Genomic DNA, 16,506 nt, shown 5'->3' with positions numbered 1-16,506 from the left:
CACCAAAGAAAGGAACCGATCATATACTAATCAAAAACGGAGTTTTGATTATGCCTTCTATGAATCTGGTTCCCGTAAACGGAATCATCCTTAGTATTACTCCTTTCGGAGATGACTGCTGCGAACAGCAGGTCAGCATCCGCACTTCGAATGGCATCAACCATTTTATCGTTGGTCCCGAGACCTATGTGATCAATAACGTCCGTCTGCGGCCAGGCATGAACGTGACCGCCCTCTACGACGCAGATCAGGCCGTCCCGCTGATCTATCCGCCCCAGTACCGGGCTGTGCTGATCGGCCGGCGGAATCCCAGCGAAAATGTCTATGCCGGCTATTTTGACGAAAATCTAATGTCCGCCGACGCGTCACTTCAGCTGAACATCGACAATTCTACCAGCGTAGTGACCGCCAACGGCCAGACCTTCCAGTGCTCTCCCGGCGGGCACACCCTCGTCGTATACTACAGCAGTTCTACCCGGAGTATCCCGGCACAGACCACGCCGCGGAAAATAGTGGTGGTATGTTAAAATGGGGACGTACACTTGTTGCACAAGTGTACGTCCCCATTTGCGTTAGTGGGTGTCCCCATCTGCATTTCCCTATGTCCCCAATCGCAAAAGCCCCTGTCCCTTTAAGCGCGGTTCTGTGCCTCTACCAGATGCAGTGCGCCGTAGCGCTCCCGGAGCTTGGGCTTTTCGATCTTTCCGGTGGCGTTCCTTGGCACGTCTGCAAAGAATATCTTTCTTGGCCGTTTATACCTGGGCAGCTTTTTGCAGAAAGTATTAATATCTTCCTCATCGCAGGTGACTCCTGGCTTCAGCGCAATGATCGCTGCCGAGATTTCACCAAGCCTGTGATCCGGCAAACCGATCACAGCCACATCATGTACAGCCTCATGGGTGCGGAGAAAGTCTTCGATCTGTACCGGATATATATTCTCTCCTCCGCTGATAATCACATCTTTTTTGCGGTCTACCAGGAAAATGAAACCATCCTCGTCCTCTTCCGCCATATCTCCCGTATACAGCCACTCTCCATGGAGAACCTCTTCTGTGGCTTTCGGATCGTTATAGTAACAGACCATGACTCCCGGGCCGCTGACAGCCAGCTCCCCTGTTTCTCCGGGTTTCACATCATTTCCGTTCTCATCAATGATCCTTGTCTTCCAGCCGTAGCCGGCTTTCCCGATGGCTCCCACCTTGTGGATATTTTCCACTCCCAGATGCACGCAGCCCGGGCCGATGGATTCACTCAGTCCATAATTGGTGTCATACTGGTGGTGAGGGAAATATTCCTTCCAATGTTTGATCAGACTGGGCGGAACCGGCTGGGCGCCAATATGCATCAGTCTCCACTGATCTAACTGGTACATGTCAAGATTGATCTTACCACTGTCCAATGCCAGAAGCAGATCCTGCGCCCACGGTACCAGAAGCCACACAATAGTACACTTTTCTTCTGAAACAGCCCGCAGGATAAACTCCGGATTGGTTCCTTTTAAAAGCACTGCCTTTCCCCCGGTCAGAAGGCTTCCGAACCAGTGCATTTTTGCTCCGGTATGATACAGCGGAGGGATGCACAAAAACACATCGTCCTTGGTCTGTCCATGATGATTCTGCTCTGTCTTGGCAGAATGCATCAAAGCCTGATGCGTGTGCAAGATCGCTTTCGGGAATCCCGTAGTTCCCGAAGAAAAATAGATCGCCGCATAATCCTCATCCGTCACGTCGATCTTCGGCGACTGACTGGAGCAGTTTGCAGAATGCATCGTATAATCCTCCGCAAAGCCGGGGCACCCGTCTCCTACGAAAAACAGCAGCCGATGCCTGCTGATCTCATCGGCGATCTCTTCGATACGCCCGATAAACTCCGGTCCGAACACCAGCACGTCAACTTCCGCAAGCTCCACACAATATTTGATCTCTTCGGCAGAATACCGGAAATTTAACGGCACTGCCAAAGCTCCTGTCTTCAAGATCCCAAAATATATCGGCAGCCATTCCAGACAATTCATCAGAAGGATCGCTACTTTATCACCTTTGTGCACCCCACGCTCCAGCAAAAGATTGGCAAAGCGGTTAGCCTTTTCATTAAAGACATTCCAGGTGATCTCCCTTCGATAATAAGATGCCCTTACCGGTTCGATCAGCTCATATTCCTTCCATGTAACTCTCCGGGTCTCCGGCATCTCCGGATTGATCTCTACCAGCGCAACATCGTCCCCGTACAGCCGGCAGTTCTTTTCCAAAATATCTGTGATAGGCATAAAAAAATCCCCTTTCTGGCTCATCACTTTAGCACGTTTAATCGCTAAAGTAACTATACCTTTTTTGAAAGGGGATGTCAACCATTATCTTCTATTCTGCTGCTCTTTCGGCATATTCGGTAGTAACCAGATCTTCATACGGCGCCCGCTTTGTCAGTTCGCCTGCTTCTTCCAGGATATCCTGCAGAAGCTCAAAGCTTTCTTCTTCAAAGATCAGATTTTCTTTCCACGTATCCTGGTCATAATATCTGGTCACGATGGTCGTGATCGTTTCCAGATCCGTCTCCGTAAACTGGGGTTCTATCACCTTAGCGATTTCCTCTGGCGCATGGTTCTGTACGTAGTCCATTCCCTTCTGCAGTGCGTTGGTGACTCCCTGGATAATCTCCGGGTTCTCCTCGATGTAGCTCTGCTTCGCAGAAAATGCCGTATAAGGCACATAACCGCTGTCCGTACCTAAGGAAGCCACGACAAAGCCCTTGCCTTCATTTTCAAGACTGGTAGCATTTGGTTCAAACTCAACCGTAAAATCTCCTTGCCCTTCTGCAAAAGCCGCCGCAGTAGACCCGAAGTCAATATTCTGATCAATCTCAAGATCCGCCGCCGGGTCAATCCCGTTTTTCCGGAGAATATACTCAAACACCATCTGCGGCATACCGCCCTTGCGGCCTCCAAGCACATTAGTCCCTTTCAGATCCTCCCATGTAAAATCCGGCATCTCCTCCCGGGCCACCAGGAAATTTCCTGCCCGCTGGGTCAGCTGTGCAAAATTCACCACATAATCCGCGGCTCCTTCATTATAAGTATAGATGGATGCCTCCGAACCCATGAACCCGATATCCGCTTCTCCGGAAATGACTGCAGTCATCGTCTTGTCTGCGCCAAATCCACACACCAGATCCAGCTCAATTCCTTCCTCTTCAAAATATCCCTCCTCTATCGCCACATACATCGGCGCATAGAAAATAGAATGGGCCACTTCGTTTAAGGTGACTTTGGTAAGTTCCTTCTGCTGGTCAGCCGAAGCCTCAGAAGTCCCGGCGCTGGCTTTCCGCACCTCCTCATCTTCGGATTCCCCCGTGCCGGAACATCCGGCTGCCAGGGCAAACATCATCACCACCGTAAGGCAGATGCCCAGTAAACGCTTTTTCATATGGATCCTCCTTATGACTCTTAACGATACCAGTATATTCATAAAGAGAAGGATCCGTGACATCAGGCGTTTTCCACACTACAGGCAAACAGCCATTCACAGCTGATACCAAGTCACTGCATGATCCGGTGAATCTGCCGGTACTCTCTTGGCGATATCTGATAAACCCGCTTAAAGGCTCTGGAAAAATGAAGTGCATTCGGATACCCGACCAAAGCGCCGATCTCACTGATCTGCCGGTCTGACGTCGTAAGAAGCGCCGCTGCTTTAGCCATTCGGTAATGCACCAGAAATTCCTGGGGCGACTGTCCGATCACTCCTTTGAAGATTTTCCCAAAGTAACTACGTTCCAGCTGGCAGTTTTTTGCGATATCCTCTACTGTAACATCTTCTTTATAATGTGTCTCAATATATCGGATAGCTTCTTTCGCATAGAACTCGCTCAGTTTTCCGTCCTGAGGTGCTCTCCTTGTACTGGAATACTGGATCATCCGGTCCAGCAGCAGATAAAATTGCCCGATCAGTGACATAGAGGAATGATCCTCACTGAAAACAAAATGCCTCAGCTTTTCTTCAATTTCCTTTCCATGCTCCTTCGTATCCGGAACATAGACCGGATGTAGCTGAGAAACGCCCATCGCCTCCACACATTCTCTGGCCCTGAGTCCTGCAAATTCAATCCACATATAAGTCCATGGTTCCTTCTCATCCGCCATATAAGTATTTACATACCCCGGCTCTATTATGAACCCGGAACCTCCTTCAAGCGAGTATTCCTGCATCTTGTCCTTCTCGTCATTGGCACGCAGCGTTCCCTTTCCTGAAACAACATAATGAAAAAGATAGTTATTCCTCACATACGGCCCGAATGAATGGAGAGGTTTGCACTGCTCAAACCCATACTGCATGATCGTCAGATCAATATAATGCTCATCCTTGAAAATAGAAAACCTGACCTCACTCATAAAAAGTCTCTCCTGCTTTAATCATTATACTTTTTAACCAAATTTTAATTTGCAATTTATCAATTTTTCACAAAAATCTTTCAATATACACTATTATATACCATAATGCGTTTATACTTCAACTATATACTGTAAAAAACGCATTTGGGTAATATCGAGACACATATATACATTTACCGTTTTTTGTTAAAATGCTATCATTTTAAATAGCTTATAGCAAAATCTTCATGCAATTTGTACACTGCATGGGAAAAGGAGAGGTGTGGAATGAAAAAGAAAGTGATTGCTGTATTTCTCGTATTGACAGTACTCCTCAGTATGGTTGCAGTTGCCGGATGCGGCAGCGATTCTTCCTCTGATGGAAAAACCGAAATCGAGATCATACAGTACAAAATGGAAGCAACAGACTATTTTGACGCACTGGAAGAAGAATTCAACGCAACACATGATGACATTCATCTGACCATTGATTCTCCAAATGATGCGTCAACCATTATGAGGACCCGGTTTATCCGCGAGGATTACCCGGATATCATCGGTATCGGCGGAGATATCAACTACTCCTATTATGTAGATGCTGAGATCCTGGCTGATCTGTCCGACTGGGACGGCATGGCCGATATCAAACAGTCCTATATTGATATTGCAGAAGGACTGGAAACCATTCCGACAGACGGAACCTATATTGCTCCTTATATGGCAAACGCCGCCGGAATCCTTTACAACAAGGATATGTTTGAAGAACACGGCTGGGAAATTCCTACTACATGGGATGAACTGATCTCTCTTTGCGAGGAAATCCAGTCAGAAGGCATCCTTCCCTTCTACTTTGGATTCCGTGACACCTGGACCTGTCTGGCTCCATGGAACGCCATTGCAGTAGACCTGGCACCGGCAGATATCTGCAAGCAGGTTAACCGGGGAGATGCAACCTTCACAGAAGCTTACCGTGAAGCAGCAGAAAAATATATCCAGCTGATGGATTACGGCCCGGACGACCCTGCAGCATATGGTTACAACGATGCTTGTACCGCTTTTGCAAACGGTGAAGCCGCCATGTATCCGATCGGAAGCTATGCGGTTCCTCAGATCCAGTCTGTAAATCCGGATATGAATATTGACTCCTTCGTAATGCCTGCTAATGACGATCCGGACGGCAACACTTTGAACTCCGGTATCGACCTTGGCTTCTGCGTAACTGCAGCCTGCGAAAATAAAGAGGCCGCTTACGAAGTGCTGGATTTCTTATATGAAGATGAAAATATCCAGGCATACATTGATGACCAGAACTCTATTTCCTGTAAAGAGGGCGACTACGAGCTGGCTTCTATGCTGGATGGCATGACCGAATACATTGAATCAGGCAATATGACCGACTACCAGGATCACTACTATCCTTCCGAAATGGCTGTCGATGCAATCCTGCAGACATATGTTCTCAACAAAGATACCGATGCTTTCCTGAAGAGATTCGATACTGACTGGCAGCGGTACAACCGTGACACCATTCGTACCGTACAGGAATACGAAGAAGAGCATGGCAGTTTAGAAGAATAGGAAAGGAGTGGGGATGAAATGAAAAGTAATAAAAAACGTACATATTTACTGATCACAATACCGATCCTGGCATTATTTGTATGTTTCAACACAATACCTTTGATCCGTGGTATTGTTTACAGTTTTACAAACTTCAAAGGATTTGGAACTTATGACTGGGTAGGGTTCAGAAATTACATGGATCTGTTTACTGATTCCCGCATCGGCGGCTCTTACCTGTTCACCTTCAAGCTTGCGATCGTAGCAACGATCCTTACTAACGTGATCAGTCTGATCCTGGCACTGGGACTGAACAGCAAGATTCGGGCAAAGAGCTTCTTCCGGGCAGCTTATTTCCTGCCGAACGTACTCGGCGCCCTGGTTGTAGGCTATATCTTCCAGTACCTGTTTACTTACATTCTTCCTGCACTGGGAGAGATGGTCGGAAGTCCGACATTGAGCCAGAGCCTGCTTTCCAACGAAAACCTGGCATGGTTCGCCATCGTTATCGTATGCTGCTGGCAGAATATTGCAATGAACACCATCATTTATATCTCCGGTCTTCAGACAGTTCCGGAAGATGTATATGAGGCTGGCGATCTGGACGGAGCAACCGGCTGGAAACGTTTCCGCCACCTGACCTTCCCTCTGATCATTCCTTTCTTTACCATCAATATGGTTCTGTGTGTAAAGAACTTCCTGATGGTATTCGATCAGATCATGGCTATGACCCAGGGAGGTCCTGCACAGAGCACTGAATCCATTTCCTTCCTGATCTACAACAATGGTATGAAGGGTGGAGCGTTCGGTTACCAGAGTGCCAACGCGGTAATCTTCTTCATCGTGATCGTAGCAATATCCGCGGCACAGATGAGTATATCCAGTAGGAAGGAGGAGCAGTTATAATGAAAGCAAGAATTGGACAAAAAACAAACTGGCCCGTAGTAATCCTGCTGATCCTGGGCCTTAGTACGATCATATTCCCGTTATACATGGCAATCGTGATCGCCTTTAAACAGCCTTCCGAGATGACCAACAGCATTTCCGGTATCCTGTCACTCCCGTCAAGCTGGAGCTTAAGCAACTTTGCCGAGGCTATGGAAGTCACCGACTTCTGGCACTCCCTTGGCAACAGTATTATGATCACCGTTGTGACTGTTGTACTCTCTATCCTGATCCACTCTCTGATGGGCTATGCGATCGGACGGAACCGTGCACACAGTAAATTCTATAAATTTGTATACTTATTTATCGTAAGCGGTATGTTCGTTCCATTTGCGATCCTGATGATGCCTCTGGCAAAACAGACCGCTGAACTGGGACTTGCAAATTGGGCTGGCGTTATCATCCTTTATGTGGTATTCTATATGCCGATGAACGTGCTGTTGTATTCCGGATACCTGGTAAATATTCCGATCGCACTGGAAGAAGCTGCCGAGGTAGACGGCGCGACCACATGGGGCACCTACTGGAAGATCATCTTCCCTATCATGAAGCCCATGCATGCAACAGTTGCCATCATCACCGCTTTGGCTGTATGGAATGACGTTATGACACCTTTGATCATCATGGCTGGTACCGGACAGAACACACTGCCTCTGGCACAGCTTAATTTCCAGACTCAGTTCGGAACCAACTACAACCTGGCATTTGCTTCTTATCTGCTGGCGTTGATCCCGATCCTGATCTTCTATGTGATCTGCCAGAAACAGATCCTGAACGGCGTTGTAAACGGTGCAGTCAAATAATCAGATATCAAACTTTGAAATGAGGACAAACTTATGGCAATCTTACTTGACAGCGAAAACAACGTTTTCACATTGCAGACAAACCATAGTATGTACCAGATGAAAGCAGACAGGTATGGAGTTTTACTCCATACCTGGTTTGGCGAAAAGGGGAAAAATTTTGATTACTCCTATCTGATCACCTATGCAGACCGTGGTTTTTCGGGAAATCCTTATGATGTAGATGATGAGCGTACCTACTCTCTGGATGCTCTCCCTCAGGAATATCCCACATACGGAAGCGGCGACTACCGCGGAAGCGCCCTGAAGGTACGCTATCCGGACGGGACTACCTCCTGTGAACTGCGCTATGTTAAGCATGAAGTCCTGGAGGGAAAATATTCCATCCCCGGACTTCCCGCGATCTATCAAATGCCCGAAAATAAAGCAGACACCCTGGTCATTACGCTGGAGGATACCCGGAAGGTGTTCTATGTACACTTGTATTACGGGGTCATGGAGGACCTGGACATCATCACGCGCTCTGTCCGTATCGAGAATCACAGCGACGCCCCCATTTACCTGGAAAGTGTGCAGAGCACCTGCGTGGATTACCTCCACGGGGAATTTGACCTGCACACCTTTTACGGACGTCACGTAAAGGAACGGAATTACCAGCGCGCGGCAGTCCATCACGGCATCCAGTCCGTGGGAAGCACCAGGGGCATGTCCAGCCACCAGTACAATCCTTTCCTGATCCTGTCGGACAAGGATACGACAGAAACCTCTGGAAACTGTTACGGCTTTTCCTTCCTGTACAGCGGCGATTTTATTGGCAGTGCAGAATTTGACACCTATAACCAGACAAGGCTTTTGATGGGAATCCACCCCGGGAACTTCCAGTACCGGCTGGAGCCTGACGAGACCTTCTGTTCTCCTGAGGTGGCTATGACCTATTCAAATAAAGGTCTGGAGCATCTGTCCCATACCTATCACCGGACCTACCGCAATAACCTGTGCCGGGGCAAGTTCAAAAAAGCCCGCCGCCCTGTCCTGTTAAACAGCTGGGAAGGCGTATATTTTGACTTCAACGGTGAAAAACTGCTCCAGATGGCAAAAGATGCCGCTTCCATGGGTATCGAACTCTTCGTCATGGATGACGGCTGGTTTGGAAAACGTGACAAAGACGTATCCGGCCTTGGTGACTGGTTTGTAAATGAAAAAAAGCTGGGCTGTACCCTGGGTGAATTATCGGAACAGATCCATGCCCTGGGGTTGCAGTTCGGTATCTGGTTTGAGCCGGAATGTGTCAGCGAAGACAGTGATCTGTACCGCGCGCATCCGGACTGGGCCTTAAAGGTTCCGGGCAAAGCCCCCACCAGATCCCGCTATCAGCTGGTCCTGGACTTTTCCAGAGCAGACGTGCGTGACTATATTTTCAAGCAAATGTGTCAGGTCCTGGATTCCGCAAGGATCGAGTATCTGAAATGGGACTTTAACCGCAGTATCTCAGATATTTACAGCGCAGTCCTCCCGGCCGACAAACAGGGCGAGGTGGCTCACCGCTTTATCCTGGGACTCTACGATATGCTGGACAAGCTGGGAAGACGCTATCCCAACATGCTGATAGAAGGCTGCTGCGGAGGCGGTGGACGATTCGACGCCGGTATGCTCTACTACTCCCCGCAGATCTGGGGCAGCGACAATACCGATGCCGTTGAACGGCTGACGATCCAGTACGGTTCCTCCTTCTGCTATCCGATATCAGCCATCGGCTCTCATGTATCCCAGTGCCCTAACGAGCAGACGGGGCGGTATACCCCTATCAATACCCGGGCTACTGTGGCCATGTCCGGAACATTTGGGTATGAGCTGGATGTGAACCATATGACGCCGGCGGAAAAAGAAGTGGTGAAAAGCCAGATCTTTGAATTCAAGAAATATTATGACCTGATCCAGTACGGCAGATATTATCGTCTGACGGATCCTATGAAGACCAAGGATTACCACTGCTGGCAGTTTGCCGCCGAAGATAAGAGCGAGGCGCTTCTGTGCGTGGTGGCTCTTCAGATCCGTCCAAACGGCCCTGGATGCTGGACAAAGCTCCGGGGACTGGATCCAGACGGCATTTACGAGATCAACGGAGAAGAATATCCCGGTGATGTGCTGATGAATGCCGGTATTCCACTTCCAAAGGCTACAGAGGAATACGAAAGCTTCCGGATCCATATCCAAAAGAAATAAGCAGAGTATCCATAATAGACAAAAATAAGACCAGCGCCTGTGAGAATAACCTCACAGGCGCCGGTTTTGTTTATACTCTATTCAGCATTATTTTGTTTCGTACCCGATCCCGCTTCTTGCCATCGCATCCAGATGGTCGGTATGTAACAGCATATGCGCTTTGTGGGATACAGGCTCTCCGAAGTATTCCTCGTAAAGCTTGATAATATCCGGATTCTCATGTGAGAACCGAAGCTTTGCATTCTGATCCAGGCAGTAGAGGTTCTTTCCTCTTTCAAACGCCCACTCTTCTCCGTCATGGATCGGCTGTCCGCCACCGCCTACACAGCCTCCCGGACAGGCCATAACTTCTACAAAGTCATACTTCACTTCACCGCTCTCAATCTTCTCCAGCAGTCTTCTGGTATTTCCAAGGCCGCTGACTACAGCAATCCGAACCGTAATATCGTCGATGGCAAGCTCTGCTTCCATAACCCCGTGGTTCTCCTGGAATCCAGGGCTTCTTACCATCTTGAACGCGTCTGCCGGCGGATTTTCCTTTTTAATAATATGATATGCGGTACGGAGCGCTGCCTCCATAACTCCGCCGGTTGCTCCGAAGATCACACCGGCTCCAGTGCCTTCCTGCATCGGACGGTCGCTTTCAATATCTTCCAGTGTCTCCGGGCTGATATGTGCGGAACGGATCATTTTCACCAGTTCCCTGGTTGTGATGACTGCATCGATATCATGTCCTGCATACTCTCCATAGAAGAGTTCCATCTCCCGCTCGCCTTTTTTTGCCACACACGGCATGACAGACAACGTATAGATCTTCTCCGGCTCCACACCCAGTTTTTCTGCGAAATAGGTCTTCATAACAGCGCCAAACATCTGCTGCGGGGATTTTGCCGTTGAAAGCTGTTTTACCAGATGCGGGTACTGGGACTTGATAAAGCGGAGCCAGCCCGGACAGCAGGATGTAAACATCGGTCTTTCCTTCAGCTCTCCGGAAGTAAATCTTTGTACAAACTCGTTCGCTTCCTCCATGATCGTAAGATCTGCAGAGAAGGTCGTGTCAAATACATAGTCTGCTCCCATCTTTTTCAATGCATCCAGGATCTTTCCAACCGGAGCATCCTCAAGCTTAAGCCCCAGCTCTTCCGCCCAAGCGGTACGCACAGCCGGCGCTACCTGAGCCACTACGATCTTTTCCTTATCTTCGATCGCCTCCCAGACTTTTTCCGTATCGTCACGTTCACGAAGCGCTCCCACCGGACAATGTGTGACACACTGACCGCACAGGGAACAATCCGCCTCTTCAATATTCCGGTGTCCGGCCACATTAACACTGGTTCTTGAACCGGTTCCTTCCACATCCCATACACCTAAGCCCTGCACCTTCTCACATATCTGGATACAGCGCATACACTGGATACATTTGGAGGAATCCCTGATCAGCGGGAAATTCTTGTTCCAGGGAGTTTTCTTTGGCTCAAGCTTAAACGGAATATCAATAATGTTTAAGTCATTTGCAATTTTCTGCAGGCTGCAGTTGCCACTTCTTGCACAGGTTACGCACTCGCAGTCATGCTGGGACAGGATCAGTTCTACCGTCGTTTTCCGGTCCCTGCGGACCTTCGGACTGTTGGTATAGATCACCATTCCTTCCTCAGCTACATTGTTACAGGAAGTAATCAGTCTTTCTTTTCCCTCCAGTTCCACTACACAGACACGGCAGGCCGCGATTTCATTGATTCCTTTCAGATAACATAACTTCGGAATCGGAATGCCATTTATTCTGGCAGCCTCCATAATGGTAGTGTTTTCTTCTACAGATATCTGTTTTCCATCTATTGTAAGATTTACCATATCGTCTCTCTGCCTCCTTTAAATATACCGAATCCGAAGTGATCACAGCGAAGACACCTGGACGCCTCCTGCTTCGCTTCTTTTTCTGTCATGCAGTTCTCCACGCCATTAAAGTCGCAGACTCTTTCGCATGCCTCCCGCTCTGTCATGTTGACTCTTCCGCATGGTGTACGGTCATGAAGGCTTGCTTCCGGAATATCCACGTCACAGGATATCTGATGATGATATCCCAGATATTCGTCAATATTTGCTGCAACTACCTTGGCCGCCGCAATTGCTTTGATTACGGATGCAGGGCCGCTCGCACAGTCTCCTCCCGCGAAGACGCCAGGCATATTTTCAAAGGCTCCCGTGCTCTTGGTCACGATTTTTCCGCGTTCAACCGGGATACCCGCCTCTTCAAAGTGTTTGGTCTCGATATTCTGTCCGATTGCTACAATTAATACATCGCAAGGTATGTAAATATCCTCTTCTCCTGTCGGGCGGATACTTGCACGTCCGTTCTTGATCGCACTGACCATCTGCGGTGTCACATAGATACCGCGGATATGATGATTTTCATCCACATCCAGGGACGCAGGTGCTTTCAGAGTCTGTAATTCAATCCCCTCTGCCACTGCTCCTTCGATCTCATCCGGAAGTGCAGTCATATCTGCCACTCTTCTTCTGTATACAATGCTTACCTTCTCGGCTCCCAGACGCTTTGCTGTACGGACCGCATCCATAGACACGTTTCCGCCGCCGATAACAGCCACCTGTTTGCCGGTCAGATCCATGATCTCCTGCTTTCCTACATTCCGCAGGAACTGTACTGCCGAAAGGATTCCGTCTGCATCTTCTCCTTCCAGCCCCAGCTTCTTATCCGTGCTGGCTCCGATGGTGATCAGTACTGCGTCATACTGGTCTCTCAGATCCTGAATGGAGATATCCTGTCCGATCTTCAGTCCATATTTCACATCTACACCGGTCTTCAGGATCGCATTAATATCATCATCCAGCCGCTCCTTCGGCAGACGATAATTCGGGATTCCATATCTGAGCATTCCCCCAAGCTTCGGAAGCATCTCGTAAACGGTTGCCTGATGTCCCATCAGCTGTAAGTAATAAGCTGCGCTCAGGCCTCCCGGACCTCCGCCCAGAACCGCAATCTTTTTGCCTGTAGAAGGTGCACATGCCGGCGGGTCTACCTCTCCTGCATAGTCTGCCGCCATTCTCTTCAGGCCCCGGATATTGATAGAATCATCCACCATATTCCGGCGGCATCTGGCCTCACATGGATGCTCACAGATAAATCCGCAGGTTGTCGGGAACGGATTGTCCTTCCGGATCAGCCGGATCGCATCCGCATATCTTCCGGCGCCTACCAAAGCGATATATCCCGGAATATCCACATGTGCAGGACATAAGGATACACAGGGCACCGGCTGGCTGTATGCACAGGTACACCGGCCGTTCTGGATATGCTCTACATAATCATCTCTGTATCCGATCAGTCCTTTATAGACCATATTGGCTGCCTCATACCCGATGGCACAGTCTGCAGACTCCATGATAGACTTTGCCGTCTGCTCCATCACATCCAGAGTCTCCATGGTCGCCTTTCCTTCCAGTACGTCCTTAATAAAATGGTTCAGCTGCCCAAGACCGATCCTGCATGGCACACACTTTCCGCAGGTCTGTGCATGGCACAGTTCCAGAAAAGCGCGGGCCATATCTACCGGACATAATCCCGGAGGGCTGGATTCGATTCTTCGTTCCAGGTCTTTATACAGACCCTCCATCACGACTTCCGCTCTCTTCGGCAAATCGATTTCCAATCTGCTCATACATTTTCACTCCTTTTCACTCTCTTATGACAAAACATTGACAAACCATTTTAACTGACACGGGCGCAGGCTGATATCAGCCCACGCCCCGCACCAATCACTTATTGATAAAATTTCTCGGTCTGTATTCATTGCTCTTCGGCAATTATAACAGATATCTATGCTAATCGTCAACATTTTCTATCATTTCTAACCAAAAGCTTTTTCCATCCCCCCGGAAATCTATGGCAAAATCCTCTGCAATTGTCGCTGCAACGTCCGAAAAACTGTGCCTTATTCCCAAATCAACACCCTCTTTCAGTTGTTTTCCATAGCAAAGGCAGGGCACATACTCTCTGGTATGATCTGTTCCCGGAAATCCGGGATCACACCCATGATCTGCCGTTATGATCAAAAGGTCTTCCGGCCCGAGCTTTCCCATCAACTCCGCAATCTGTCCATCCACATCATTTAATGCTTCCACATAGCCGTCCACATCGTTGCGATGTCCGTACAGCATATCAAAATCCACCAGATTTACAAAGCACAGGCCTTCAAAATGCTTCTCTGCCAGGTCAAGAGTACGCTCCATATTTTTGCGGTTCCCTTCATTCGGATAGGAGTCGGTAAGTCCCCTTCCCGCAAAGATGTCGGATATCTTTCCCACGCCGATAACCTCTTTTCCCGCCGCTTTCAGTGCATCCAACAGAGTTTCTCCCGGTGGCTCCAAGGAAAAATCATGACGACGCACCGTTCTTGTGTATTCCGGATATTCTCCGGCAAACGGTCTGGCGATCACACGCCCCACGCCATGCTCTCCTGTCAGCAGCTCTCTTGCGATCCTGCAGCAGCGGTACAGTTCTTCTACCGGCACTACATCTTCATGTGCGGCAATCTGGAACACACTGTCCGCCGATGTATAGACGATCAGCTTCCCTGTGCTGACCTGTTCCCTGCCGTAGTCCCTGATCACTTCTGTCCCCGAATAAGGCCGGTTGCACAGTACGCCTCTTCCTGTACGCTTTTCAAATTCACGGATGATCTCCTCCGGAAATCCTTCCGGATACGTCGGAAGGGGCCTTTCCGATATAAGGCCTGCGATCTCCCAGTGCCCTACCGTTGTATCTTTTCCCGCGGACTTTTCCTGCATTTTCCCATAGCATCCTATCGGTTTCCCTTCCGGGTGCTGAAACGAAGTTCCCTGAAGATGCCGGAGCCCCAGGCTCTCCATCACAGGAACGTTAAGTCTTCCGCTCCTCATACAGGTTCCCAGGGTATCACATCCCTGATCGCCAAAAGCCGCGGCATCCGGAGCCTCACCCGCCCCCACGCTGTCCAGCACGATCAAAAACACTCGCTTTGCCATTTGCTGACCATCTCCTTTTTATATTGACTGCCATTACCGATCCTGGCTTTATTTACAGATCAATCTTTCTGTCCTTATAGTAATAAACCTCATCCCGCTCTCCAATGGGACGAAGGATACGGCAGGGATTCCCCACCGCAACCACATCCGCCGGAATGTCCTTTGTCACCACACTCCCGGCGCCAATTACCGAATTATCTCCAATAGTGACTCCCGGCAGGATAGTGACTCCTGCGCCGATCCATACATTTCTTCCGATATGGACCGGTATATTGAACTGATAGACCTCTTCTCTCAGTTCAGGTAGAATGGGATGTCCTGCCGTCACGATATTGACATTCGGACCGATCATCGTATAGTCTCCGATATAAATTTCCCCGTCATCTACAAGGGTCAGATTAAAATTAGCATATACATTTTTCCCCATATGCACATGATATCCGCCCCAATTAGCATGGAAAGGAGGCTCCAGATAAACACCCTCTCCGATCTCGGCAAACATTTCTTTCAGCAGCCTTTCCCGCTCTTCCTTCTGAGACGGCCGGGTATGATTATAATCGTATAGTCTCTCCAGGCAGATTTTCTGCTCTGCCACGATCTCTTCATCCGTGGTTAAATAGAGTTTTCCTGACATCATCCTCTGCTTTTCTTCTTCTGAGCTAAACTGTTTTCTCATGACCGTCCTCCTGCTCCTGATTCCCTTTTACGATCTCTTCCTGAATAATCTCTTCCAGCTTCCTTTCCTGGGATTTCGCCTGGCTTCGCCGGATATTCAGAACTACGTTGACCCCCAGCGGATTGACTGCCACCCCGGATACCCCTTCCAGAATGATGTCCGGCAGCTTGGCCGCTTCAACAACAGAGACGCGGAACTTCTTCTCTTTGTCGAACTTACGGAATTCCGCAATATCGGTAAATACCGGCTGATACACCCTTCCATCCTTCTGCTTTAATACCGGGATGCCTTCTTTCTCATGAACAGCTACAAGATAACGGCCCTTCTGAAAATGAGCCAGCATCTCCTCATTTAATTCCTGTAGTTTCCCGGTCATTTCCGTTCCTCTTCCAGGTTTTCTGTGCTCCTGGACAAAGTAAAGGGCGGTCAGATGCATCTGTGGATTTTCGACCCTTGCCTTCCCTTCCGGCACATCCGGTCTTCTCACCAGTTCATCCAGCTGGATCCTGATCTCGCCTTCTGTCCCCTCATCCACCAGGAGTGCATTGACCCCCATAGGAAAGAGCCCTGTATAAAAAGGCAGGAACATCTGATTCTTCATCTCAATGAGCTGGACCTGCTCTCCGGCTCCTGTCAGCTTCTTAACTCCTTCTTCGGCAGCTTCCTTATCAAAATACAAAAGCACCTGATCGTCAAACGTCTCCGGATCACAGGCTACAAAAGGCATCCTGGAACATTTGGAAAACACCAGATAGATGCTCTGCGAAGTTCTTAATTTCATCAAAGTTTCTTTCTTATCAGCTTTCATTTGGTTATGTCCTTTCCGCGCCATCGGCACTTCGTTCTTTCTCCATCTTACCACGCCGGCGCGGGATGTTCAATCCTCTAACGCAGGCTGGGATTCAATCGGGGACACC

The 16,506-nt window shown here is 48.9% G+C and carries 13 protein-coding genes; 5 read left to right on the top strand and 8 right to left on the bottom strand.

All coding sequences use genetic code 11. The annotated features are described in order from the left end of the window. Positions 1-50 precede the first annotated feature (50 nt). The gene (locus BKD12_RS07715) at positions 51-527 is read left to right on the top strand and encodes a hypothetical protein (RefSeq protein WP_070088737.1); all 477 of its coding nucleotides are present in this window, start codon (positions 51-53) and stop codon (positions 525-527) included. Positions 528-631: 104 nt separating this feature from the next. Here BKD12_RS07715 and BKD12_RS07710 read toward each other — a convergent pair whose 3' ends face one another. The 3 genes from BKD12_RS07710 to BKD12_RS07700 all read right to left on the bottom strand — a co-directional run bounded on the left by BKD12_RS07710 (position 632) and on the right by BKD12_RS07700 (position 4,384). Further along, positions 632-2,266 (bottom strand): class I adenylate-forming enzyme family protein, encoded by a 1,635-nt coding sequence (locus BKD12_RS07710; protein ID WP_070088736.1) that lies wholly within the window; start codon positions 2,264-2,266, stop codon positions 632-634. Between the two features lie 91 nt (positions 2,267-2,357). Then, complete coding sequence (locus tag BKD12_RS07705; protein WP_070088735.1) at positions 2,358-3,419, bottom strand: ABC transporter substrate-binding protein; 1,062 nt, start codon at positions 3,417-3,419, stop codon at positions 2,358-2,360. Between the two features lie 113 nt (positions 3,420-3,532). Then, positions 3,533-4,384: an AraC family transcriptional regulator gene (locus BKD12_RS07700; protein WP_070088734.1), complete on the bottom strand. Its 852-nt coding sequence runs from the start codon at positions 4,382-4,384 to the stop codon at positions 3,533-3,535. Positions 4,385-4,651: 267 nt separating this feature from the next. Here BKD12_RS07700 and BKD12_RS07695 point away from each other — a divergent pair, with 267 nt between their 5' ends. The 4 genes from BKD12_RS07695 to BKD12_RS07680 are packed head-to-tail and all read left to right on the top strand — an operon-like array spanning position 4,652 to position 9,891. After that, positions 4,652-5,941: an ABC transporter substrate-binding protein gene (locus tag BKD12_RS07695; RefSeq protein WP_070088733.1), complete on the top strand. Its 1,290-nt coding sequence runs from the start codon at positions 4,652-4,654 to the stop codon at positions 5,939-5,941. Positions 5,942-5,959: 18 nt separating this feature from the next. After that, positions 5,960-6,826, top strand: a complete 867-nt coding sequence (locus BKD12_RS07690) for a carbohydrate ABC transporter permease (RefSeq protein WP_070088732.1) — start codon at positions 5,960-5,962, stop codon at positions 6,824-6,826. After that, positions 6,826-7,668: a carbohydrate ABC transporter permease gene (locus BKD12_RS07685; RefSeq protein WP_070088731.1), complete on the top strand. Its 843-nt coding sequence runs from the start codon at positions 6,826-6,828 to the stop codon at positions 7,666-7,668. The genes BKD12_RS07690 and BKD12_RS07685 overlap by 1 nt, the downstream gene beginning before the upstream one ends. Positions 7,669-7,701: 33 nt before the next feature. Further along, positions 7,702-9,891, top strand: coding sequence for an alpha-galactosidase (locus BKD12_RS07680; protein WP_070088730.1), 2,190 nt, complete (start codon positions 7,702-7,704; stop codon positions 9,889-9,891). Between the two features lie 87 nt (positions 9,892-9,978). On the opposite strand, the gene BKD12_RS07675 is transcribed toward BKD12_RS07680, so the two are convergent. The 5 genes from BKD12_RS07675 to BKD12_RS07655 form a co-directional block, all read right to left on the bottom strand. Beyond that, positions 9,979-11,742: a [FeFe] hydrogenase, group A gene (locus tag BKD12_RS07675; RefSeq protein WP_070088729.1), complete on the bottom strand. Its 1,764-nt coding sequence runs from the start codon at positions 11,740-11,742 to the stop codon at positions 9,979-9,981. Further along, positions 11,736-13,568, bottom strand: a complete 1,833-nt coding sequence (locus BKD12_RS07670; protein WP_070088728.1) for an NAD(P)-binding protein — start codon at positions 13,566-13,568, stop codon at positions 11,736-11,738. The genes BKD12_RS07675 and BKD12_RS07670 overlap by 7 nt, the downstream gene beginning before the upstream one ends. Before the next feature lie 163 nt (positions 13,569-13,731). After that, positions 13,732-14,913, bottom strand: coding sequence for a phosphopentomutase (locus BKD12_RS07665; protein WP_070088727.1), 1,182 nt, complete (start codon positions 14,911-14,913; stop codon positions 13,732-13,734). A 52-nt stretch (positions 14,914-14,965) separates the two neighbouring features. Then, entirely contained in the window at positions 14,966-15,589 is a 624-nt protein-coding gene (locus BKD12_RS07660; RefSeq protein ID WP_070088726.1) for a sugar O-acetyltransferase, read from the bottom strand. Then, entirely contained in the window at positions 15,573-16,397 is an 825-nt protein-coding gene (locus BKD12_RS07655) for an SseB family protein (RefSeq protein WP_083262901.1), read from the bottom strand. Before BKD12_RS07655 ends, BKD12_RS07660 begins: the two co-directional genes overlap by 17 nt. Between the last annotated feature and the right edge of the window lie 109 nt (positions 16,398-16,506).

It is taken from the genome of Merdimonas faecis, from assembly GCF_001754075.1.
GTDB lineage: Bacteria > Bacillota > Clostridia > Lachnospirales > Lachnospiraceae > Merdimonas > Merdimonas faecis.
This window is presented reverse-complemented; position numbering and strand designations above follow the sequence as displayed.

Coding starts and splice junctions, on each gene's coding strand:
- BKD12_RS07715 (WP_070088737.1), top strand. CDS start 51: ATGCCTTCTATGAATCTGGTTCCCGTAAACGGAATCATCCTTAGTATT.
- BKD12_RS07710 (WP_070088736.1), bottom strand. CDS start 2,266: ATGCCTATCACAGATATTTTGGAAAAGAACTGCCGGCTGTACGGGGAC.
- BKD12_RS07705 (WP_070088735.1), bottom strand. CDS start 3,419: ATGAAAAAGCGTTTACTGGGCATCTGCCTTACGGTGGTGATGATGTTT.
- BKD12_RS07700 (WP_070088734.1), bottom strand. CDS start 4,384: ATGAGTGAGGTCAGGTTTTCTATTTTCAAGGATGAGCATTATATTGAT.
- BKD12_RS07695 (WP_070088733.1), top strand. CDS start 4,652: ATGAAAAAGAAAGTGATTGCTGTATTTCTCGTATTGACAGTACTCCTC.
- BKD12_RS07690 (WP_070088732.1), top strand. CDS start 5,960: ATGAAAAGTAATAAAAAACGTACATATTTACTGATCACAATACCGATC.
- BKD12_RS07685 (WP_070088731.1), top strand. CDS start 6,826: ATGAAAGCAAGAATTGGACAAAAAACAAACTGGCCCGTAGTAATCCTG.
- BKD12_RS07680 (WP_070088730.1), top strand. CDS start 7,702: ATGGCAATCTTACTTGACAGCGAAAACAACGTTTTCACATTGCAGACA.
- BKD12_RS07675 (WP_070088729.1), bottom strand. CDS start 11,742: ATGGTAAATCTTACAATAGATGGAAAACAGATATCTGTAGAAGAAAAC.
- BKD12_RS07670 (WP_070088728.1), bottom strand. CDS start 13,568: ATGAGCAGATTGGAAATCGATTTGCCGAAGAGAGCGGAAGTCGTGATG.
- BKD12_RS07665 (WP_070088727.1), bottom strand. CDS start 14,913: ATGGCAAAGCGAGTGTTTTTGATCGTGCTGGACAGCGTGGGGGCGGGT.
- BKD12_RS07660 (WP_070088726.1), bottom strand. CDS start 15,589: ATGAGAAAACAGTTTAGCTCAGAAGAAGAAAAGCAGAGGATGATGTCA.
- BKD12_RS07655 (WP_083262901.1), bottom strand. CDS start 16,397: ATGAAAGCTGATAAGAAAGAAACTTTGATGAAATTAAGAACTTCGCAG.